The sequence below is a fragment of the Amycolatopsis sp. NBC_00355 genome, from assembly GCF_036104975.1.
GTDB lineage: Bacteria > Actinomycetota > Actinomycetes > Mycobacteriales > Pseudonocardiaceae > Amycolatopsis.
The window spans coordinates 3,880,172-3,900,262 of record NZ_CP107982.1 but is presented as its reverse complement, the minus strand read 5'-3'; the positions used below and the strand labels follow the sequence as shown (position 1 = coordinate 3,900,262).

Below are 20,091 nucleotides of genomic sequence, written 5' to 3'. Positions count from 1 at the left end.
CCCCCTGGGTGTCGGACGCGGACCGGGTCAGCGGGTCCGCTTCGGGTCGGGCAGGCCGGCGGCGACGCTCGCCACGGCCTCGTCGAAGAGCTCGGTGACCGTGGTGTTCTTGCCGTCCAGCTCGCGCCACCGCAGCATCGCGGCGCTCATCGCGCCGCCGACCACGGCCAGCAGCAGCGAAGGGAACAGGTCGCCCTGCTCGCACCCGGCGCGCCGGGCGATCGCCGCGGTCAACGGCTCGGCCTGCTGGGCGTTCATCGTCACCGCGCGGTGGAACAGGGCCGGGTTCTTCTTGATCGCGGTCATCCGGGCCAGCCACTCCCGGGGGTTTTCCCCGACGTCGGCGACCTCTTCGCGCATGACGGCGACCAGTGCGTCCATTGTGGACAGCTCGGGCGGCTGGGCGAGGAACCGTTCGACGGCGCGCTCGGTGCGTTCGAGGTGGTCCGGGAAGGCGATCACCACCGCGTCCTCTTTGGACGCGAAGTAGTTGAAGAACGTGCGGACCGACACGTCGGCTGCGGCCGCGATGTCCTCCACCGTGACGGCGTCGAGGCCGCGCTCGGCGACGAGTTCGACGGCGGCGACGGCCAGCGCGCGGTGCGTCTCGTACTTCTTGCGCTCACGGAGGCCGGGAGGTGGGGGCACGCCACCACGGTAGCGGAACTTGCACGTCATGCAAAGTTGCATTTCGTGCACCTACCTGCCTTCGCGGGTGGTGGTCCCGGCTGGGAGACTGCCGGGGTGAGCGGAACGGTGCTGGTGCTCGGCGGACGCAGTGAGATCGGGCTGGCCGTGGCGAAACGCCTGGTCAGCGGGGACACGCGGCGGTTCGTCCTGGCCGCGCGGCCGGGCGCGGACCTCAGCGGGGAGGTCGCCGCGCTGCGCGAAGCCGGCGCCGAAACCGTCGAAACGGCCGACTTCGACGCCGACGACCTCGCCGCACACGGCGCATTCCTGGAGAAGGTCGTTGCCGGCCACGGGCCCCTGGGCGTCGTCGTGCTCGCCTTCGGCATCCTCGGCGACCAGGCCCGCGCCGAGTCCGACGCCGCCCACGCCGCGGCGATCGTCCACACCGACTACGTCGCTCAGGTCGGCATCCTGACCCACGCCGCGAACCTCCTGCGCACGCAGGGGCACGGCAGCCTCGTCGTCTTCTCCTCGGTGGCGGGCATCCGGGTGCGCCGCGCGAACTACGTCTACGGCTCGGCGAAGGCCGGCCTCGACGGCTTCGCGAGCGGCCTCGCCGACGCGCTGCACGGCTCCGGCGTCCGCCTGCTGCTGGTCCGCCCGGGCTTCGTCATCGGGCGGATGACCGAGGGCATGTCCCCGGCGCCGTTCTCGAGCACGCCGGACCAGGTCGCCGACGCGACCGTCGCGGGGCTGCGCCGCGGCCGCGGGGTCGTCTGGGTGCCGGGGGTACTCCGTCCGGTCTTCTTCGCGATGCGCTTGCTGCCCCGCGCGATCTGGCGCAGGATGCCGCGGTGATCCGCTGACCGGGACGCGTGTGGCAGGCGCCACAGCACTTTCCCGTGTGCGCTTCGGTACGGTCCGTCGCGAAATCGGCCGATAGGCTCGTTCTTGCTCGGCCGATCGGGCAGCGTCACAAGCTTTCAACAAGTTTCTCAGGTAATTCCCAGCTAGCGCGGTGATCCTCGAAGACAGGGGTCGGAGGTCATCGAGGGAAGCAAGGGGAACTTGTCGTGCTGCTGTCGTCCCGGGGGCGCCGCATCGGCGGCCGTGTCGCGCTCGGCGTCGTGTCGACGCTGGTGCTCGCGGCCACCGGGTACGCGTGGTCGCAGCTGAGCAAGCTGGACGACGGCATCGTCACCGCCGACGTGATCCCGCCCGCCGCCCAGATCGACGACGACACGGTCGCCATCGGCGAGCCGCTGAAGGTCGCCCAGAACCTCCTGCTCGTCGGGATCGACGCGCGGACCGACGCGTACGGCAACCCGCTGCCGCAGAGCGTTCTCGACGCGTTGCACGCGGGCAGCGGCGACGACGGCGGGGACACCACGGACACGATGATCGTGGTGCACATCCCGGCCGGCGGCGCCGCGGCGACCGCGATCTCGATCCCGCGTGACTCCTATGTGGACATCGCCGGCGGGTACGGCAAGCACAAGATCAACTCGGCCTACAGCCGTGGCAAGAACGCCTCGATGTCCGATCTGCGCGCGCAGGGGCTTTCCGGCGCGCAGCTGGAGGTGGCGGCGAACCAGGCCGGCGCGAAGACCGCGATCCAGACCGTCGAGAAGTTCACCGGCCTGACGATCAACCACTACGCGGCGATCAACCTCGCCGGGTTCGACGCGCTGTCGCAGGCCGTCGGCGGCGTCGAGGTCTGCCTCAAGGAGCCGGTGCACGACACCTACTCCGGCGCGGACTTCCCGGCCGGCCCGCAGACGCTGACCGGCGCCCAGGCGCTCGCGTTCGTCCGGCAGCGCCACGGCCTGCCGGGCGGCGACCTCGACCGGATCGCGCGGCAGCAGGCGTTCCTCTCCGGGATGGCGAAGAACCTCCTCAACGCCGGCACGTTCACCAGCCCGTCGAAGCTGAACGCGCTGGTCGGCGCGGTGCAGGGCGCGGTCGTCCTGGACAGGGGCTGGGACGTCCTGAGCTTCGCGCAGCAGCTGCGGGGGATGACCTCGGGCGCGATCGGGTTCGCCACGATCCCGGTGCAGAGCCTCTCGCTGCAGACGCCGTCCGACGGCGACGCCGTGAAGGTCGACCCGGGTCAGGTCCAGCAGTTCGTCCGCACCGCGATCAGCACGCCGGCCGTGCAGGCGTCCGGCGACGAGGTGGCGGGCGGCGTCAAGCCGGTGGCCGCGACCGGCACGACGCCGCCGTCCGGGACCCCGGGCACCACGCAGAAGCAGCCGGCGACCTCGTCGGCCGCCGGCTGCGTGAACTGACCCGACCTCGTGTTGGCCACTCCGGTCGCCGTGTCGGCGATTCGGTCGTCGTGGTGGCCGTTGGCGGGAAGCACGCGGGCCCCTTGCCCGCGAGCACCTCGGCCGTGCGGAGGCCGAGGCCGGAGTTCGCGCCGGTGACCACCGCGGTGCGGCCGGTCTGGTCGGCGATGTCGGCTTCGGCCCAACGCTCAGTCATGCGTGTACTTGACTCCTGTCACGCGCTCGGCGCGAGCAGGCGGCGCAGGTGTCCCATCACCGGACGGCGGCGGGCGGATTCCGCGCGGCTCGTGCGCAGCAGCGCCTCGAGGGTGCGGCCCACCTGGACGATCTCGGCGGCCGGCTCACGCGGGTCGGCCGGCGAGCAGTCGGCTTCCGGTCGCTCGGCCCCGGCGTCGGGAGCGGCCGACTTGCCGACCGGAGCGGCCACCACGGCGTCCGGAGCGGCCGACACGGAGCAGCCGGCGACCTCGTCGGCCGCCGGCTGCGTGCACTGAGCGTCTTACACGAACGCGCTCTGCCCGGTGATCGCCTTGCCGACGATCAGGGTGTTCATCTCGCGCGTGCCCTCGAAGGAGTAGATCGCCTCGGCGTCGGCGAAGAACCGCGCGACGTCGTAGCCGAGCACGATCCCGTTGCCGCCGAAGATCTCTCGGCTCCAGGCGACGACCTCGCGCATCCGTGACGTCACGAACGCCTTGGCCAGCGACGAGTGCTCGTCCTTGAAGATCCCGGCGTCCTGCAGACGGGCGAGCTGCACGAGCATGCCCCACGACGCGGTGATGTTGCCGAGGCTCTTCACGAGCAGGTCCTGCACCAGCTGGAAGCGGGCGATCGGCCGGCCGAACTGCTGCCGCTCCTGCGCGTAGGCCAGCGCGGCTTCGTAGGCGCCGATCGCCACGCCGAGCGCCTGCCAGGCGACACCGCCGCGGGTGGCGCGCAGGATCTCCGCGACGTCGCGGAAGGAGTCGATGCCCTGCAGGCGGTTCGCCTCCGGCACACGGACGTCGGTCAGGGTGATCTCGGCGTTCTCGACGATCCGGAACGCGATCTTGCCCTCGATCTTCTCCGGCACGAAGCCCGGCATGTCCTTCTCGACGACGAAGCCCTTGACGTGGTTGTAGTCGACGTCGCGCGCCCAGACCACGATGTAGTCGGCGAAGGTCGCGTTGCCGATCCACTTCTTGGCGCCGTTGAGGATCCAGGAGTCGCCGTCCTTCTTGGCGGTGGTGCGCATGCCGCCGGCGACGTCGGAGCCGCCGAGCGGCTCGGTCATCGCGAACGCGCCGATCTTGTCCATCGCGGCCATCTCGGGGAGCCAGCGGTCGCGCTGCTCCTGGCTGCCGCCGGAGTAGATCGAGTACATCGCGAGTCCGTTGTGGACACCGAAGAACGTCGCGACCGACGCGTCGGTGCGGCTCATCTCCATCGCCATCATGCCGGTGAGCAGGTGGCTGACCGCGGGCTTGTGCTCGCCGTAGCCCTCGTAGGGCAGACCCGCGAGACCGCTCTCGCGGAACATCCCGATCAGTTCCTTCGGGAAGGTGCCCTTTTCCCAGTTCTCGTTCACCAGCGGCTTGACGTCGTTCTGCATGAACTCGCGCGCACTCACGAGCAGCTTGCGCTCGTCGTCCGGCAGCAGCGCCTCGAAGTCGTAGAAGTCGGCGGTCAGCTTGTCCTTGAGCGGTTCCATGTCAGTTCTCCTCCACTGCGTGCAGAACGGCGAGCTGCTTGCGGTCGCGCGTCTCGGCGAGTTCCGAGTACGTGGAGGAGCCGTAAGCCTTTTCGACGGCCTCGATCAGCCGTTCCTGCTCTTCGGGGCTCTGGCTGGGATTGCCCAGCCCGGCCCACATCTTCTTCATCGACTTGCCGATGTGCTCGGCCATGTGCCGGTAGCCGCCGGGGCCGCCACCGAGGTGCGAGCCGAGGAACGGCCCGACGGTGGCCCAGCGGATGCCGAGCGAGTTCGTGATCACCTTGTCGAGTTCTTCCGGCGTCACGACACCCTGCTCGACGAGGTAGATCGCCTCGCGGCTCAGCGCGTTCTGCAGCCGGTTGCCGACGAAGCCTGGCATTTCCTTGTGTTCCACGACCGGCGTCCGGCCGAGGAAGGCGTAGAAATCGACGGCGGTCTCGACGCTTTGCTGGCTGGTCCGTTCGCCGGGGACGACCTCGACCAGCGGGATCAGGTGCGGCGGGTTGAACGGGTGTCCGATGAGGACCCGGGACGCGTCTCCCAGGTCGCCGGTGAACGCCGTCGAGGGGATGGCGCTGGACGAACTCAGCAGCAGGGCGTGGTCCGGAGCTTCCTTGACCAGCGTCGCGAACAGGTCCTTTTTGAACTCGACGTTCTCGGGTCCGTTCTCCTGCACGACATCGGCGTCCTTCACGGCGTCGATGACATCGGCGGCGACGTGGACCCGGCTCGCCAGCTCGTCGGCGGTCGTGCCGAGGTGCGGGGCGAACGTCTCGAGTGCTTCGGTGATGGCCTCGGCGAGGTCGGGACGCGGGTCGCTGACGCGGACGGTCAGGCCGTGGTGGGCGAACAGCGCCGTCCAGGACAGGCCGATGGTGCCGGCGCCGATGACGGCCGCATTGCGGAAAGTCATGACTGGGCTCCCTTCAAGTAGTCGAAGACCGGCTTGACCGGAGCGAGCGTCAGGTCGGTGAGGATGTGGCTGGCGGACACGACCTCCAGCACGGGCAGGTCGGCCAGCGGGGCCAGGACGTGCTGGAACAGCTGCAACCGCGCGGGGCCGGTGTAGGCCTCCTTGACGACCACGTCGGTGATCTCGGTGCGGACGAGTTCCTGCACCCGCGGGGTGCCGTCGTAGTGGGGGATGGTCTTGAGCATGAATGTCGGGACCGTGATCTGCTTTTCGGCTTCGCGGACGTCCAGCTCGTGGTGCTTGTAGCCCATGGTCGCGGTCGCCACCCGGATCGTCCCGTAGTCCAACGTGCCCACCAGGACGCCGTTGTCGACATACAGACTCGGGCTGCCGACGGTCTTCGGGTACGCGCTGACCTCGCGCCCGGACGCCGTGGCCGGGAAGTTGTCGAGGTACATCGCGTGCAGGTACTCGCCGCGCTCGCCGTCGAAGCTGACCTCGATCGCCTGGCCGGACTCGGTGTACGGGCCGTAGCCGGAGACGTCGCCCATCTTCATGACCTCGAAGCGCACCAACGGTTCCCCGACCCGCAGCGGCTCCGGCACGACGGCGCGCAGGGCGTCGGCGTCGGTGCGGTAGACGATGTTCAGGTACTCGCGATCGGTGAACCTCGGGACCACGGGCGCGAACGCCGGGGCGGTCAGGGGAGTCGTCACGTGCTTGCGGACTTCGTCGATCTTCATGTCACTCACCGGTCCACTTCGGACTGCGGCGCTCGGCGAAGGCGGTCATGCCCTCGCGGACGTCGGCGGACTGCATCAGTTTCTTGATTTCTTCACGCTGCGCGGTCGCGGGATCCGCGGCACGCACGATCTTCTTGACGGCGGCCAGCGCGAGGGGCGCGTTCTCCGCCAGCTTCTCGGCCAGCTGCAGCGCGACGGCGGCGGCGTCCCCGCTCGGCGTGACGCGGTTGACCAGGCCCAGCTCACCCGCGCGGCGGCCGGTGACGGGCTCGCCGGTGAGCAGGAACTCCATCGCCAGGTGGTGCGGGATCCGCTTCGGCAGCCGGATCACGCCACCACCGGCGGCGATCAGACCACGCTTGACCTCGGGCAGGCCGAACTTCGCATCTTCGGCGGCGACGATCAAGTCACAGCCCAGCGCCAGTTCGAACCCACCGCCCATGGCGAAGCCTTCGACGGCGGCGATCAGGGGCTTGGACAGCTCGGCCTCGGTGAGACCGCCGAACCCGCGTCCGGGAATCTCCGGCGACTCGCCCTTGAGCGCGGCCTTGAGGTCCATGCCGGCGCTGAAGGTGTTCTCGGCGCCGGTGAGGACGCCGGCCCGCAGCGCCGGATCGGCTTCCAGCTCGTCCAGCGCGTCGGCCAACCCAGCGGCCACAGCGGCGTTGACCGCGTTGCGAGCCTGCGGCCGATCAATGGTGATCAGCAAGGTGCTGCCAACCCGCTCGGTCCGTACTTCAGTACTGCTCATGACTTCACACTCTCTTTACGTCACTTTCGCCGTGAAAGTGTTCCGGAGTTACGGCCTCCGCATCACTTTCGCCGAGAAAGTGCGGTGGTTCAGACCAGCTCGGCGAGGACTTCGGCGGTGTCCTGGCCGGCCAGCGGGGCCAGCCGGCGGATCGAGCCGGGCGTCGCGGAGAACTTCACCGGGATGCCGACCGTGCGGATGGTGCCCTCGCTCGGGTGCTCGACGGTGTCGAGCAGGTGGCCGTCGCGGACGTAGCTGTCGTCGTGCGCCCGGTCCAGTTCGAGCACCGGCGCCATCGGGATGCTGTGCTTCGCGCAGACCTCGGCCCACTCCTCGGTGGTCAGCGCCGGGGCGCACGCGGCGATCTGCCCGGTCAGCCACTCGTTGTCGGCGCGGTCGATGGCCTCGCCGTTGACCCGCGGGTCGGCGGCCAGCTCCGGACGGCCCGCCGCGGCGAAGAAGTCGCGGAAGTTCTTGGGGTTGTAGGGGATGACGCAGGCGAGGCCGTCCTTGGTGCGGACCGCGGCGTGGCCCTTCGTCATCGACAGCGCGAAGCCGGTGGGGCCTTCGGCGGGCTCGTAGGTGTGCCCGGCGAGGTGCTCGACCAGGTTGAACGCGAGCAGCGTGTCCGTCATCGGGATCTCGATCTGCTGGCCCTGGCCGGTCTTGTCGCGGTGGACCAGCGCGGCGAGCACGCTGTAGGCGATGGTCAGCGACGACACCTTGTCGCCGATGATCGTCGGCAGGTAGACCGGCTCGCCGAGCGCGCGGTTGGCGACGTCGACCAGGCCGGAGGAGGCCTGCACGGTCTCGTCGTAGGCGGCGTTGCCGGCCTGGTCGGAATCACTGCGGAAGCCCTGGGCGTGGGCGTAGACCAGGCGCGGGTTGCGCGCGGCGACGTCGGCGTAGTTCATCCCGAGCCGGCTCAGCGCGCCGGGGCGCATGTTGGTGATCAGCACGTCGGCCGTGTCGATCAGCTTCAGCGCCTGCTCGCGCTCGGCTTCGTCCTTGAGGTTGAGGGCCACGCTGCGCTTGTTGCGGTTGACGTTCAGGTTCAGCGGCGTCATGCCCGGCGTGGTGCGGTACTGGCCCACCCGCACGGTGTCCGCGGGGGACTCGATCTTGATCACGTCGGCGCCGAGGTCGCCCATGATCTGGGCCGCGTACGGGCCCATCACCACGGTCGAGAGGTCGATCACGCGCACGCCGTCCAGCGGGCCGGCGGCGGTGGGGGTGATGTCCGTCATCATTCGTCCTTTCGCGCCTTGCTTCGTTGCTCTACTCACGAACGTAGGCGCGAACATGGGGAAAGGGAATGATCATGATGCGCACAATGGTATGACCGCGACGGTCATACCATTGTGGTCAGCTGTCGAGTGGCTCGTCGAAGACGTCTTTCGCGGCGTCCAAGAGCTCCTGGAGGTCGCCTTCCGCGCGGTCGCGCCGCCAGAGCAGGCCCGTGTCGAGCTGGGGCCGGAAATCGGTGAACGGCAGGACGATGACGTTGTCGAGCCGGTAACCGTGCATCGGCGATCTGCCGTCCAGCATGGAAATGGAAAAAGCCTCGCCGCTGGAAATGATTTCGGACGTTCCGCCGTAGCCGGTGTTGGTCAGGCGAATGCGTTTCTTGACGCCCAGATCGTTCAATTGGTGGTCGAGCTGGTCGAAGTACGCGGGCGTGATCTCCCCGGGTGAGGCCACGTACGGGAATTCGGCCAATTCGGCGAGCGTCACGGAGTCCCGCCCGGCGAACAGGTCGGCCGGCACGACCGCGCCGAGCCGTTCCGACATCACCGGCAACTGCTCCAGCGCCGGATCGGTGACGGGCAGCCGGGCGAGGGTGAGCGCGAGCTTCCCGTCGTGCACGCCCTGCACGAGGTCGGCGGTGGTGCCGGGCCAGCGCTTGAGCTCGTAGCGCGCCTTGACCCGCTCGGCGAGCGCGTTGACCCGGTCCCGCAGGTCCGGGTGCACCCCGGCGGGCATGCCGAGGAAGACGGTGCTGCGCTGCGGCCGCGTCGCCTCCTTGAGCTTCCAGGGAATCGCGCCGACCTGCTCGAGGACGTCCCGCGCGAGCGGCAGCAACGCGGTCCCGGCGGCGGTGAGCGTGACGTGGTGGGTGCTGCGGTCGAACAGCTGCTGCCCGAGTTCGTGCTCGAGGTCCTTGATCCGCTGGCTCAACGGCGACGCGGCCATGTGCAGCTTCCGAGCCGCGGCCGAGAAGTTCAGCTCCTCGGCGACCGCGACGAAGTAGCGCAGGTGCAGCATCTCCATCCCTCGACCCTAACGACCAGCCGTGTCGACCCTCCCGTCACGTGCCGACCCCTCAATCACACGAGCCGACTCTCCAGGTACGCGAGCCGACTCTCCAGGTACGCGAGCCGACTCTCCAGGTACGCGAGTTCGCCGTTCCGGTACGCCTTCAGGAGGCCGACGCGCCTCGGCGGACCAGGGCGAGCAGCCGGACGGGGTCGCCGCCGGACAGGGCGATGCCGGTCGCGAGCAGGAGGAGGTCCAGTTCGGTGACGTCGGGAGCGACGGCGACGGCGGTCCGGGCGCGGCCGAGCAGGGCGGCGGCGGTCGTGTTCATCGCGGCGTGCCAGCCGGCGAATAGGCTCTCGTGCTCGCCCGCGGGATCGGCGAGCGACAGCGCGAGGGCGCGCTTCGTCCGGACGTGCTCGACGAAGAGCCCCAGCCACGCGAAGAGCGCTTCGCCGGGGTTGTCCGCATCGAGGTCCGCGCGGCTTCGCAGCTCCGCGACTTCGTCGGCGTACACCGCGACGACCAGTTCGCGCCGGTTCGGGAAGTGCCGGTACATCGTCGCGTTGCCGACGCCGGCGCGGCGGGCGACGCGGTCGAGCGGCGCGTCCGGCCCGTCCTCGGCGAAGACTTCCTTCGCGGCGGCGAGCAGCAGCGCCTGGTTGTCCCGCGCGTCCGACCTGCGGGCCCGTGCCGTCATGCTGCTCCCTTGCCAAGTGGGGAAGTCCCCGGTTAGCGTAGCCGAACCGTAAACGGGGAGTTCCCCACTTAAGGAGTGACCATGGACGCCGCCGAAGTCCACCGCCGGCTGATCGCGCTGACGCCGTTCACGGCCGAGAGCGTCGCCGAAGGCCTGCGCTACATCGACCCGGACGTGGTCGACCACCGCGGCGGCGCGGGCGGCGACCACCACGGCATCGACGCCTGGCGGGCGAAGTGGGAAGCCATGCTGGGCGGCGAGTTCTTCGCCGACTTCCGCGACGTGGGCGTGCGGGTCGAGCGCAACGTCGCCGACGGCGAGTTCTCGGTGAACCGCTACACGAGCACCGGCATGCAGATCTCGACCGGCCGCGGTTACGCCGTGACCAGCATGGACATGATCCGCGTCCGCGACGGCCGGGTGATCGAGCACTGGGCCGTCATGGACGTAACCGACCGCGCGGCGCAGCTGGCACCGCCGTCCTGACGCGACGTCGCGTGCTTGGACGCGCATCTCGCGTGCCTGGAGGGTCGGGTCGCGTACTCGGACGGTCGGGTCGCGTACCTGGAGGGTCGGGTTACGGGCGGGGGATGGGGACTGTGGCTGTCGACGCGGCCAGGGGGAGGGTGATCGTGAACGCGGCGCCGCCTTCGGGGGCCGGGCCCGCGGTCAGGGCGCCGCCCATGCGGGTGACCAGGGCGTGGACCAGGGCCAGGCCGATGCCGGAGCCCACCGGGCGGCGGTCGCGGTAGCGGGCGTTCAGCACCCCGCGTTCGAACGCCACCGGGTAGTCCTCCGGGGCCAGGCCCGGGCCGCCGTCGCGGACCGAAAGGTGGGCTTCGGAGCCGGACACCGACAGCGAGAAGACCATCGGGGCGCCCGAAGGGGTGACCCGCAGGGCGTTTTCCGCCAGGCCGTCGACGACCTGGTGCAGCCGCCGGGCGTCGGCCGGCACCGGGACCGGGGAAGAAGGCGCCACAATGGACAGCCGCACGTTTTCCCGCGCGCACCGCAGCTGCCAGACCTCCGCGCAGTCCCGCAGCAACGCGCCCAGGTCCAGGGTCGTGACGTCCAGGCGGAACTCGTCGGCGCCCAGCCGGGCCAGCTCCAGCAGGTCCGTGACGAGGCGTTCCAGCCGCGCGGCCTCGCGCTGGATCGTCTGGCCGGCGCGCTGGGCGTCGTCGCCCGACGCGACGCCGTCCGCGATCGCCTCGGCGAAGCCCGTCACCGCTGTCAACGGCGTCCGCAGCTCGTGCGACACCGACAGCAGGAAGTCCCGCTGCCGCGCCTCGCTGTGGGCGAGCGCGTCGGCCAGCGAATTCAGCGAGCCCGCCACCTCCGCGACCTCCCGCGGCCCCTCGACCGGCACCCGGACGTCGCGCCGGCCGGCCCGCAGCGATCCGGCGGCCGCGGCCGCCCGGCGCAGCGGACGGCCCAGCAACCGGCCGGACACGAACCCGGCCGCGGCCGCCACCAGCAGCCCGATCCCCAGCGCGAACGCGATGTTCCGGACCAGCGCGCGCTGCGTCGTGTCCGCGTTGCGCGCCGGCAGGACCAGCGCGAACGCCGCCCCGCGCGTCCCGACCGCCCGCGTCTCCACCAGGTACTGCGCGCCCGCGACCAGCACCCGCTCCGAGTGCACGGCGCCGAGCCCCGCCTTCGCCGCCGCTTGCACCGATACGGCGTCCCCGGCCGGCTGCCCGCCCGCGCGGCGCACGACGACCGAGATGCCCTGCCCGCGCACGACGTCGGCGACCTTGCCGACGCCCAGCCGGTTGCCGATGCCGCTCTCGTCGAGCTGCGACGCGACGACGTCGGCCTGCGCCGACAGGGACGACTGCAGCACGTTGTCCGCCGTGGTCCGGATCAGCCGCGCCGCCACAAACCCGGCCACGATCACCGCGATCCCGGCGACGGCGAGGCAGACGAGCGTGATCCGCCCGGCGAGCGTCCCGCGGTACCTCATGCCGGGTCCGCCGCGTAGCCGATGCCGCGGACCGTCCTGATCGGACTGGCCGCACCGAGTTTCGCCCGCAGCTGCGCGACGTGGACGTCGACCGTGCGCGTGCCCGCCGCGGCGGCGTACCCCCAGACGGCGCTGAGCAGCTGGTCGCGCGAAAGCACCTGCCCCGGGTGCCGGAGCAGGTGCGTGAGCAGGTCGAACTCCGTGGACGTCAGGGAAATCTCCGTCTCGCCGGCCCAGGCGCGGCGGCTCGCGAGGTCGACGCGCGCCGCGCCGACGGTGAACGCCGAGGGGGTCGGCGCCGCCCCGGACGCGCGCCGCAGCACGGTCCGGACGCGCGCGGCCAGCTCGCGCGGGCTGAACGGCTTGGTCAGGTAGTCGTCGGCGCCGATCTCCAAGCCCAGCAAGCGATCCAGCTCGTCGTCGCGAGCGGTGACGAACAGCACCGGCGTCCAGTCGCCGGCCGCGCGCAGTGTCTTGCAGATCTCGATACCGTCCATTCCGGACAGTCCGATGTCGAGCACGATCGCCACCGGCTTGAGCCGCCGGACGGCGTCGAGCGCGCGGCCGCCGTCCGGCTCGACGTGCACGCCGAACCCGTCGCGCTTGAGGTACAGCGCCGCCAGTTCGGCGATCGCGGACTCGTCCTCGACCACGAGGACGAGGCCGCGCCCCGGTGACCCCATTCCCGCTCCCGTCTCCGCCGTCGCCCCCGGGGAGACGCTAGCCGGTCACGGGGAGCCGTCGTCGTTCATGTCGGACTCGACGCCGTTGAGCGTCGATTCGATGCCGCTCAGTTCCGACGACGCCGGGGAGGTGCCGGGGTCCGGCGAGCCCATCAGGTTGTCGCGGCAGGCCGAGCAGCCGAGCGTGATGAGCGCGGCGGCCCCGACCGCGGCCGCGATCCTCGCCGCCCTCACTTGGTCGGCGCCGGCGCGGCCGGCTTGCAGTGGGCGGACGCGAAGGCGTCGAGCTTCTGCTTCGCGGTGGTCAGCTCACCGACCTTGCCCTGCCGCTTGGTGGCGCGCTCGTCGAGCTTGGTGGCGCGGTCGTTGTGCCCGGCCGTGCGCTGGTCCTGGGCGCGGGCCTTGAGGTTGGCGACCGAGCCGGCGACCTCGGGGCCGCCGTTGATCCGCTTCTCCAGGTTGTCGGCGCGCTTCTGCAGCTTCGGCACCCAGTCGCCGCAGACCTGCTGCGACTCCTCGGGGCTGAGCGTGATCGGCGCGACCGGCGCCGGGGACGTCGTCTGGGCCGAGGCCAGCGGCGCCAGCGCCAGCAGGCAGGCCGCGCTTCCGGCGCCCGCCAGTGCCAGCCGCCGCGTCCAGATGGGTCCTCGCATGATGTCTCCCTCGGTGAATGGTTTCCGGGTACGAGGAGAACTCTGGCGGGCGGGTGTTCGGAGGGCGTGCGCCTAATGTTCGGGCTGTGTAAGGCCCAGGGTGACTGACGTCCGCGCGAGGTCGAACGTCAGCGTGTCGCCCAGCACCGGCAGCGCCGGGTCGAACAGCTGCCCGTCGGTGCCGCCGAGCAGCAGGCCGAGCCGGTGCCCGGCCGGGACGACGTGGTCGAGGCTGCTCAGGGTGAACGTCATCGAATACGCCAGCCCCGGTACGAGCGGCTCGCCGTGGCGCAGCGACGCGTGGTGCCCGAGGTCGGCCCAGCCGGCTGCGACGATCTGGTGGTCGGCGCGGACGAGGTCGGTGGCGGTGTCCAGGAAGCACGCGCTGTCACCGGGCCGGCTTACGCCCCAGCACGATCGGGTGGTCAGGTTCTTCACGCCACTGCCGTAGTTCGCCGTGTTCCGGACGTCCGCCGGGCCGTAGTCGACGAGCGCGACGCCGAGCCGGGCGGCGGGCTTGTCGGACGACGCGGTGATCTTCACGGACGGCGTCCCGGCCAGCCGCACCGCCGAGGTCAGGGGAGCGCCGGTGAACCGCGCGGCCGACGTCCCGGCCGCCCACTGCTCGCGGCCGACCGCCGGGTCGTCGACGACTGTGGCCGTGCCGGAACCACGCCGGCCGAGCGTGCCGCCGGCAGCCGGGCGGAACGTCGTGGCGGCGGTCGCGGGCGGCCAGGCCCGGACGTCCGTCCACCGGTCCGGCGTGGCTTCCAGGTGCACGGCGGGCTCGTGCTCGACGCCGTTGCGGACGCCCCGCAGCCAGCGGTCGAACCAGCGGCCCAGCGTGTCCACCCACCGCGCCCGCTGCAGGTCGAACGGGTCGACGTGGCCGGCCTGGCTCAGCCACGCCTTGCGCGGCACCCCGGCCCGGCCGAGCGCGGCCCAGTAGGCGGCGAACTGGTCCGCGCCGACGACGCTGTCCCCGAACCCCTGCGCGATGAGCACGCTCGCGCGCACCCGCCCGGCCTGCGGGACGTAGTTCACGCCCTGCCAATAGGCGTTGTAGTCACCGTCCGTGCCCATGCGCGCCTTGACGTCCGCCTCGAACGGCTGACACAACCGCGCCGCGCGGTCGTTGTAGGTGAAGGCCGACCCGGTGTTGTCCGGCGTCGCCAAGGGCGCGCCGTTCGCGACGAGCTGGGCGTAGTTGTCGGCGACGCCTTCGATCGGCACGATCGTCTTCAGCCCGGGGATCCCGGACGCGGCCATGCCGATCGCGGTGGCGCCGTCCTGGGACTTGCCGATCGCGCCGACGTCCCCGGTGGCCCAGCCCGCCGTCACCGGCCGGCCGCCGTCGGGCGCGTCGAAGGCCTTCGCCCGGCCGTTGAGCCAGTTCACGACGGCGTTGCCGTCGGCGACGTCGTCGAAGCAGCCGGACGAGCGGTTCGTGCCGCCGACGTCGGCCAGTACCACCGCGTACCCGCGCGGCACGAAGTAGTTGTCGAGAAACAGCGGGAACTGCTCGGGGGTGCCGTCCGGCGCAAACGTTTTCTTCTGGGACTCGTTGCCGCGGCCGCAGCACGCGAAGTACGGGCTGACGTCGAGGATCACCGGGACGCGTGCGCGCCCGGCGGGCCGGACGACGTCGGCGGCGACGCGGTCGGGCTTGCCGTCGTGGTCGAGGTCGGCGCCGGTTTCGACCCACGCCGTCTCGCGGACCGGGCCGGTTTCGGCCGCCGCCGCGGGCGCGAGGGCCGCCGTCGTGACCAGCGCGAGCAAGATCCCCGGTGTCCGGCGCATCGCGCCATTATCACTTCTCGTACACCGCCAGGAAAAGCTCCATCGCGGCGTCGACGGCTTCGCGGTCGCCGGTCGTGACGAGGTCGAGCAGCAGACCGCGGGTGACGGCGAGCCCGAGCCGGGCGTGCGCCGGCCGGTCGGCCTCGGGGACGCCGTAGCGCGCGAGCAGGGCCTCGATCGGGCCGAGCCAGTCGTCGACGACGCCGTCCAGGAACTCGGTCGTGCCCGGGGTGCCGCCGAGGGCCTGGCCGTAGAGCTGGAAGAAGAGCTTTTCGTTGGCGCGCAGGTCCTCGTCGGTCAGCCGCCGCCAGAACTCGCCACCCTCGCCGACGTCGGCCAGGGCCGTGCGCTGCCGGGCCTCGACCTCGCGCGTGACCGCCGTGAGCAGGCCTTCCTTCGAGCCGAAGTGGTAGATGAGCATGCGGTGGCTGGTGCCGAGGCCGGCGGCCAGGGCGCGCAGGCTCTTGCCCGCGCCGCCGTGGTGGGCGATGTGGTCGATCGCCGCGTCGAGCAGCTGGGCGCGCGGGCTTGTGTCGATCATGTACCAGATGGTACACGTACCAAATGGTACAGAGTATTTCCGTCCGTGGCCGGACGTCCGCGCCGGCCGACACCGTCTACGCCCTGCTTCGCGACGGCGCGAGCTGGCCGGCCTGGTCGCCGCTGGAGTCGTTCGAGCTGGTCAGCGAAGGGGAGGGGGAGCGCGAAGGGCTCGGCGCGATCCGGCTGTTCCGCACCGGCCGCACCCGCTCGTACGAGAAGATCGTCGCGCTGGAGCCCGGGCGCCGGTTCGGCTACGCGCTGGAGCACGGCCTGCCGCTGCGGGACTACGTCGCCTACGTCGACCTGTCGCCGAGAGACGGCGGCACCGAGGTCCACTGGCATTCGACGTTCACCGCGAAGATCCCCGGCACCGGCTGGTTCTACCGGCGGATCCTGGGCGTGTTCATCACGCGGGTCGTCGCCGGGCTGGTCGCCGCAACCGAAGCACGCATCGCCCCATAAAGTAGTCCCATGTCAGCGCCACGACGGGGATCGACCGGCCGCACCCAGGAGGAGCGCAGCGCGGCGATGCGCGTCCGGCTGCTCGACGCGACGATCGACTGCCTGGTCGAGTTCGGCTACGCGGGCACGACGACCACCCGCGTCGCCGACCGCGCCGGCGTCACGCGCGGCGCGCAGGTGCACCACTTCCCGACGAAGGCCGACCTGGTCACCTCGGCGATCCGGCACCTGGCGGCGAAGCGCACCGAGGTCGCGATGGCCGAGCTGGACCGGCTGCGCGCGTCCACCGACCCGGTCGGCGACGCGCTGCAGCTGCTGTGGGAGATGCACCAGGGGCCGGTGTTCTCCGCGACGGTGGAGCTGTGGGTCGCGTCGCGGACCGACCCCGAGCTGCGCCGCCAGATGGCGGTGGTCGAGCCGATCGCGACGTCCAGCCTGGTCGAGTTCGGCAAGGCGCTGCTGCCGGAGCATGCCGGGCACCACGAGTTCCTGCACGCGGTCTACACCGCGATGGACGTCGTCCGCGGCATCCTCATCGCCAGCTGGGCCACGCGCGATCAGGGCGAACTGGACGCGCGCTGGGAACGCGGACGCCGTCACCTGCGGATCCTCTTCGGCACGCTGATGGCGCCCACCGCCTGAATCGCGTGTTACTCTCTTTGGGAAAGTGAGGAGACGCTGTGCACCCGGACCCGTACGACCGCGACTGCCCGACCCGACAGCTGCTCGACCGCATCGGCGACCAGTGGACGGTCCTCATCGTCGGCGCGCTCACCGGCGGCCCGCTGCGGTTCACCGAGATCGCCCGCCGCGTGGACGGCATCTCCCAGAAGGTCCTGACGCAGACGCTGCGCAGCCTGGTCCGCGACGGCATCCTCACCCGCACGGCGTACGCGGTGATCCCGCCGAAGGTCGAGTACGAGCTGACCTCGCTGGGGCGCAACCTTTCCGAGCCGCTGGAGCTGCTGGACCAGTGGGCGCGGCAGCACATGGCGTCGGTCCAGGATTCGCGGGACGCCTACGACGCGGAGCACACGCCCGCGTCCGCGTGACGCTGGACAGCTCCAGGACAATTCCCGGCGGGGATCCCGCCCGGCCCGCGGCCCCGGTGACACTGTGGAGGACGGCTCCACGGCTCCGGGGAGGGACTCATGGCGTCCGCGTTCGCTGTGCTCGACGAGACCCTGCCCGCGCCGGGACCGGAGCTCGTCGGGATCACCGCGCTGGTGGCGGCCATGGTCGTGGTGACGTCGTTCGCGGTGCCCGCCGACGGCCGGCGGAGTGTCGTCTACCGGGCCAACTTCCTCGGCACGCTCTTCCACGAAGGCGGCCACGCGCTGGTGAGCATCCTGACCGGCGGCGGCGTCGGCCGGGTCGCGATCGACAGCCCGGAGTCCGGCGGTACCTGGCACCGGACCCCGCCGGGGCTCGCCGCCGTCCTGACCAGCGCCGCCGGGTACGCGATGCCGCCGCTGGCCGGCCTGGGCGCGGCGGGCCTGCTGCACCGCGGGCTCGTTCCGGCCGTGCTCACCCTGACCCTGGCCGCGATGGTGTTCCTCCTGCTGTTCACCCGGGACCTGCTCACCTTCGTGGTGGTCGTCGCGGTCGGGGCGATCGTGTTCGGTGCCCTGCGCTGGGCGCCGCTCTGGCTGAAGAACGGCGTCGCGTACGCCGAAGCCTGGCTGCTGCTGACCAGTGAACTCGGTGGCCTGCGCGCGCTCGTCCTCAACCGGATCCGGCACGGCTTCGGCGGTCAGGAGGACGACGCGGCCATGCTCGCCCGGAGCACCGGAATCCCGGCGCTGGTGTGGATCGCCGCCTGGCTCGCCCTCATCGCCTGGGCGGTCTGGCGCGCAATCCCATTGCTGTGGCCCACGTAAAATCCATGTGAGGCGCCGCATCTTCCGTAGTGAAAGTGGCGTTAGATCCGTGTGAGGCGTCGCATCTTTCCTGGTGAAAGTGGCGTTAGATCCGTGTGAAGTCGCATCTTTCGTGGCGAAAGTGACGGGTCAGCGGGCGACCAGGCCGGCTTCGTGGGCCAGCAGGCCCGCCTGCGTCCGATTGGTGCAGTCCAGCTTCACGAGCATCCGCGACACGTAGCTCTTCACCGTCGCCTCCGCGAGGTGAAGCCGGGCCGCGATGTCCGCATTGGACAGTCCTTCGCCCAGGCACGCCAGCACATCCCGCTCGCGATCGGTGAGCCCGGACGTCCGGCGGCGGGCGTCTTCGCCGCGCTCGCGGCCGTCCGCGGACAGCGCCACCAACCGGCGGGCCGCCGACGGCGACAGGACCGTGTGCCCGTCCGCCGCCACCCGGACCAGGCCGATCAGGTCCTCCGGCGGCGTCGACTTCACCAGGAAACCGGCCGCGCCCGCGCGCAGGGCGCGGATCACGTAGGTGTCCGCGTCGAACGTCGTCAGCGCCACCACCGCCGGCGGGTCCGGGAGCGCCGCGATCCGCGCGATCGCCGTCAGGCCGTCGACGCCCGGCATGCGCAGGTCCATCAGCACGACCCGCGGCCGGTGCCGGACCACCGCCTCGACGGCTTCGGCGCCGTCGCCCGCCTGGGCCACGACGTCGATGTCGCCCGCCGAACCGAGGATCGTGCGCAGGTGCGCGCACACCATCGGCTCGTCATCGACCACGAGCACCGGGATCACCGGGATCACTGTGCGTGCCTTCCGCCGTCGGGACGTAAGCGGGCAGTATCGCACCGACCCGGAACCCGCCACCGGCCACCGGGCCCGCGTCGAACCGCCCGCCGACGAGTTCGACGCGCTGCCGCAGCCCCGCCAGCCCGGCCCCGGAACCGCTGCCCGCCAGGGCCGGATCGGGCCGCCGCGACGCCGCCGTGTTGGCGACCGAGACGTCCAGGCCGCCCGGGTGGTAGCGCAGCGACACCGCCGCCGACGCGCCCGGCGCGTGCTTGCGGATGTTCGTCAGCGCCTCCTGCACCAGCCGGTACGCGGTCCGCGCGACGGTCGGCGACACCTGCGCCGGGTCGCCGTCCACCGCGAGCCCGGTGACCACGCCGACCGAGCGCGACTCCTCGACCAGCCGCGCCGGGTCGCCGGGCTGCTCCGGGCTGAGCGTGCGCGGGACCGTCTCGGTGCCGTTGCGCAGCACGCCGACGAGGTCGCGCAGCTCGTCCAGCGCGAGCGCGCCTTCGCGGCGGATGTCCTCGGCCGCCGTCCGCACCCGCTCCTCGTGCGACGTCACGCCGAGCGCCCCGGCGTGCAGCACCATCAGGCTGAGCCGGTGCGTGACGACGTCGTGCATCTCGCCCGCCAGCCGCCGCCGTTCCTCCGCGCGGGCCTGCTCGGCGAGCAGGTGCTGCTCGCGCTCGGCGCGCTCCGCGCGGTCCCGCAGGGATCGCAGCAGCTGGCGCCGCGCCTCGCCGTAGAGCCCGAACATCGCCGGCAGCGTGGTGCTGAGCACGGCGAACGGCGTCGTGCTCCAGCTCGGCACCCACGGCCGCGCGGCGATCAGCGTGAGGATCCCGGCTAGCCAGAGCACGCTCCGCCGGTCCAGCACCCGCGGCAGCTGCGACAGCACGACCGGGGTGATGGTCGGCACCGTCGTCAGCGCGAGCGGGCGCACCGCCACGAACAGGCCGGGCGCGAACAGGTCGGACGCCAGCATCAGGCCCGCCGCCGCGACGACGAACCAGGCGACCTGGCGCGGGAACCGGAACAGCAGCACCAGGGAGAAGTCGCAGACCAATTGCAGCACCAGCCCGGCCGCCGGGCCGAGCGGCCCGGTCGTGACCTCGCCCAGCGCGTAGAGCAGGACGTTCAGCCCCGCGAACACGAACGCGGCCAGGAGCAGCCAGAAGACGTCGGCGCGGCTCGGCCACCACGGCCGCCTGGTGCTGGTCACGCGGTCACGGTAACCGCTCACCCGCGCCGTCGCGCCGGACGCGCAACGAAAGTTGCGGCCCGGGCGCGGGCCCGCAACTTTCGTCGTCGCGAGCACCTCCCTTGCCCCGTTCCGGTGCCGGCCGCGATCCG

General features: G+C 71.5%; 24 protein-coding genes and 1 pseudogene. 7 read left to right on the top strand and 18 right to left on the bottom strand.

Features of this window, described 5'->3' with window-relative positions:
• Positions 1–27: 27 nt before the first annotated feature.
• Positions 28–648, bottom strand: a complete 621-nt coding sequence (locus OHS18_RS16945; RefSeq protein ID WP_328451495.1) for a TetR/AcrR family transcriptional regulator — start codon at positions 646–648, stop codon at positions 28–30.
• A 96-nt stretch (positions 649–744) separates the two neighbouring features.
• On the opposite strand from OHS18_RS16945, the gene OHS18_RS16940 reads away from it, so the two are divergent.
• Together OHS18_RS16940 and OHS18_RS16935 are read left to right on the top strand one after the other, a co-directional pair.
• On the top strand, positions 745–1,488 hold the full coding sequence (locus OHS18_RS16940; RefSeq protein ID WP_328451497.1) for an SDR family NAD(P)-dependent oxidoreductase: 744 nt from the start codon (positions 745–747) through the stop codon (positions 1,486–1,488).
• Between the two features lie 215 nt (positions 1,489–1,703).
• Positions 1,704–2,918, top strand: a complete 1,215-nt coding sequence (locus tag OHS18_RS16935; RefSeq protein WP_328617685.1) for an LCP family protein — start codon at positions 1,704–1,706, stop codon at positions 2,916–2,918.
• 79 nt (positions 2,919–2,997) lie between these two features.
• Here the strand turns inward: OHS18_RS16935 and OHS18_RS16930 are convergent.
• The 9 genes and pseudogenes from OHS18_RS16930 to OHS18_RS16890 form a co-directional block, all read right to left on the bottom strand.
• Positions 2,998–3,114, bottom strand: a pseudogene (locus OHS18_RS16930) (protochlorophyllide oxidoreductase); the annotation flags it as partial.
• Between the two features lie 18 nt (positions 3,115–3,132).
• Positions 3,133–3,369, bottom strand: a complete 237-nt coding sequence (locus OHS18_RS16925) for a hypothetical protein (protein WP_328617684.1) — start codon at positions 3,367–3,369, stop codon at positions 3,133–3,135.
• 48 nt (positions 3,370–3,417) lie between these two features.
• Complete coding sequence (locus OHS18_RS16920; RefSeq protein ID WP_328617683.1) at positions 3,418–4,608, bottom strand: acyl-CoA dehydrogenase family protein; 1,191 nt, start codon at positions 4,606–4,608, stop codon at positions 3,418–3,420.
• 1 nt (position 4,609) lies between these two features.
• Positions 4,610–5,524: a 3-hydroxyacyl-CoA dehydrogenase NAD-binding domain-containing protein gene (locus OHS18_RS16915; RefSeq protein WP_328617682.1), complete on the bottom strand. Its 915-nt coding sequence runs from the start codon at positions 5,522–5,524 to the stop codon at positions 4,610–4,612.
• Positions 5,521–6,267: an acetoacetate decarboxylase gene (locus OHS18_RS16910; protein ID WP_328617681.1), complete on the bottom strand. Its 747-nt coding sequence runs from the start codon at positions 6,265–6,267 to the stop codon at positions 5,521–5,523. The genes OHS18_RS16915 and OHS18_RS16910 overlap by 4 nt, the downstream gene beginning before the upstream one ends.
• A gap of 1 nt (position 6,268) precedes the next feature.
• Positions 6,269–7,018, bottom strand: coding sequence for a crotonase/enoyl-CoA hydratase family protein (locus OHS18_RS16905; protein ID WP_328617680.1), 750 nt, complete (start codon positions 7,016–7,018; stop codon positions 6,269–6,271).
• 89 nt (positions 7,019–7,107) lie between these two features.
• Entirely contained in the window at positions 7,108–8,265 is a 1,158-nt protein-coding gene (locus tag OHS18_RS16900) for a CaiB/BaiF CoA transferase family protein (protein WP_328617679.1), read from the bottom strand.
• 118 nt (positions 8,266–8,383) lie between these two features.
• The gene (locus OHS18_RS16895; protein WP_328451511.1) at positions 8,384–9,289 is read right to left on the bottom strand and encodes a LysR family transcriptional regulator; all 906 of its coding nucleotides are present in this window, start codon (positions 9,287–9,289) and stop codon (positions 8,384–8,386) included.
• 148 nt (positions 9,290–9,437) lie between these two features.
• Positions 9,438–9,974 (bottom strand): TetR/AcrR family transcriptional regulator, encoded by a 537-nt coding sequence (locus tag OHS18_RS16890; protein ID WP_328617678.1) that lies wholly within the window; start codon positions 9,972–9,974, stop codon positions 9,438–9,440.
• An 81-nt stretch (positions 9,975–10,055) separates the two neighbouring features.
• On the opposite strand from OHS18_RS16890, the gene OHS18_RS16885 reads away from it, so the two are divergent.
• Positions 10,056–10,460, top strand: a complete 405-nt coding sequence (locus OHS18_RS16885; protein WP_328617677.1) for a nuclear transport factor 2 family protein — start codon at positions 10,056–10,058, stop codon at positions 10,458–10,460.
• A 91-nt stretch (positions 10,461–10,551) separates the two neighbouring features.
• On the opposite strand, the gene OHS18_RS16880 is transcribed toward OHS18_RS16885, so the two are convergent.
• The 6 genes from OHS18_RS16880 to OHS18_RS16855 all read right to left on the bottom strand — a co-directional run bounded on the left by OHS18_RS16880 (position 10,552) and on the right by OHS18_RS16855 (position 15,617).
• Entirely contained in the window at positions 10,552–11,940 is a 1,389-nt protein-coding gene (locus OHS18_RS16880) for a sensor histidine kinase (RefSeq protein WP_328617676.1), read from the bottom strand.
• Positions 11,937–12,623: a response regulator transcription factor gene (locus OHS18_RS16875; protein WP_328617675.1), complete on the bottom strand. Its 687-nt coding sequence runs from the start codon at positions 12,621–12,623 to the stop codon at positions 11,937–11,939. Before OHS18_RS16875 ends, OHS18_RS16880 begins: the two co-directional genes overlap by 4 nt.
• Before the next feature lie 45 nt (positions 12,624–12,668).
• A complete protein-coding gene (locus OHS18_RS16870) occupies positions 12,669–12,857 on the bottom strand; it encodes a hypothetical protein (protein ID WP_328451521.1) in 189 nt (62 codons plus the stop codon).
• Positions 12,854–13,276 (bottom strand): hypothetical protein, encoded by a 423-nt coding sequence (locus tag OHS18_RS16865; RefSeq protein ID WP_328451523.1) that lies wholly within the window; start codon positions 13,274–13,276, stop codon positions 12,854–12,856. Before OHS18_RS16865 ends, OHS18_RS16870 begins: the two co-directional genes overlap by 4 nt.
• Before the next feature lie 72 nt (positions 13,277–13,348).
• Complete coding sequence (locus tag OHS18_RS16860; RefSeq protein WP_328617674.1) at positions 13,349–15,076, bottom strand: CocE/NonD family hydrolase; 1,728 nt, start codon at positions 15,074–15,076, stop codon at positions 13,349–13,351.
• A gap of 10 nt (positions 15,077–15,086) precedes the next feature.
• The gene (locus OHS18_RS16855) at positions 15,087–15,617 is read right to left on the bottom strand and encodes a TetR/AcrR family transcriptional regulator (protein ID WP_328617673.1); all 531 of its coding nucleotides are present in this window, start codon (positions 15,615–15,617) and stop codon (positions 15,087–15,089) included.
• A 23-nt stretch (positions 15,618–15,640) separates the two neighbouring features.
• Between OHS18_RS16855 and OHS18_RS16850 the strand changes: the two genes are divergently transcribed.
• The 4 genes from OHS18_RS16850 (at position 15,641) to OHS18_RS16835 (ending at position 17,961) form a co-directional block, all read left to right on the top strand.
• On the top strand, positions 15,641–16,081 hold the full coding sequence (locus tag OHS18_RS16850; RefSeq protein WP_328617672.1) for an SRPBCC family protein: 441 nt from the start codon (positions 15,641–15,643) through the stop codon (positions 16,079–16,081).
• A 66-nt stretch (positions 16,082–16,147) separates the two neighbouring features.
• On the top strand, positions 16,148–16,723 hold the full coding sequence (locus OHS18_RS16845; RefSeq protein WP_328618536.1) for a TetR/AcrR family transcriptional regulator: 576 nt from the start codon (positions 16,148–16,150) through the stop codon (positions 16,721–16,723).
• A gap of 38 nt (positions 16,724–16,761) precedes the next feature.
• On the top strand, positions 16,762–17,133 hold the full coding sequence (locus OHS18_RS16840) for a winged helix-turn-helix transcriptional regulator (protein ID WP_328458850.1): 372 nt from the start codon (positions 16,762–16,764) through the stop codon (positions 17,131–17,133).
• Between the two features lie 99 nt (positions 17,134–17,232).
• The gene (locus tag OHS18_RS16835) at positions 17,233–17,961 is read left to right on the top strand and encodes a M50 family metallopeptidase (RefSeq protein ID WP_328617671.1); all 729 of its coding nucleotides are present in this window, start codon (positions 17,233–17,235) and stop codon (positions 17,959–17,961) included.
• A 129-nt stretch (positions 17,962–18,090) separates the two neighbouring features.
• Here OHS18_RS16835 and OHS18_RS16830 read toward each other — a convergent pair whose 3' ends face one another.
• Positions 18,091–18,741 carry a response regulator transcription factor gene (locus OHS18_RS16830; RefSeq protein WP_328451533.1) on the bottom strand — a complete coding sequence of 217 codons (651 nt, stop codon included), beginning with the start codon at positions 18,739–18,741 and terminating at the stop codon, positions 18,091–18,093.
• Positions 18,716–19,960 carry a sensor histidine kinase gene (locus OHS18_RS16825; RefSeq protein WP_328617670.1) on the bottom strand — a complete coding sequence of 415 codons (1,245 nt, stop codon included), beginning with the start codon at positions 19,958–19,960 and terminating at the stop codon, positions 18,716–18,718. Before OHS18_RS16825 ends, OHS18_RS16830 begins: the two co-directional genes overlap by 26 nt.
• Between the last annotated feature and the right edge of the window lie 131 nt (positions 19,961–20,091).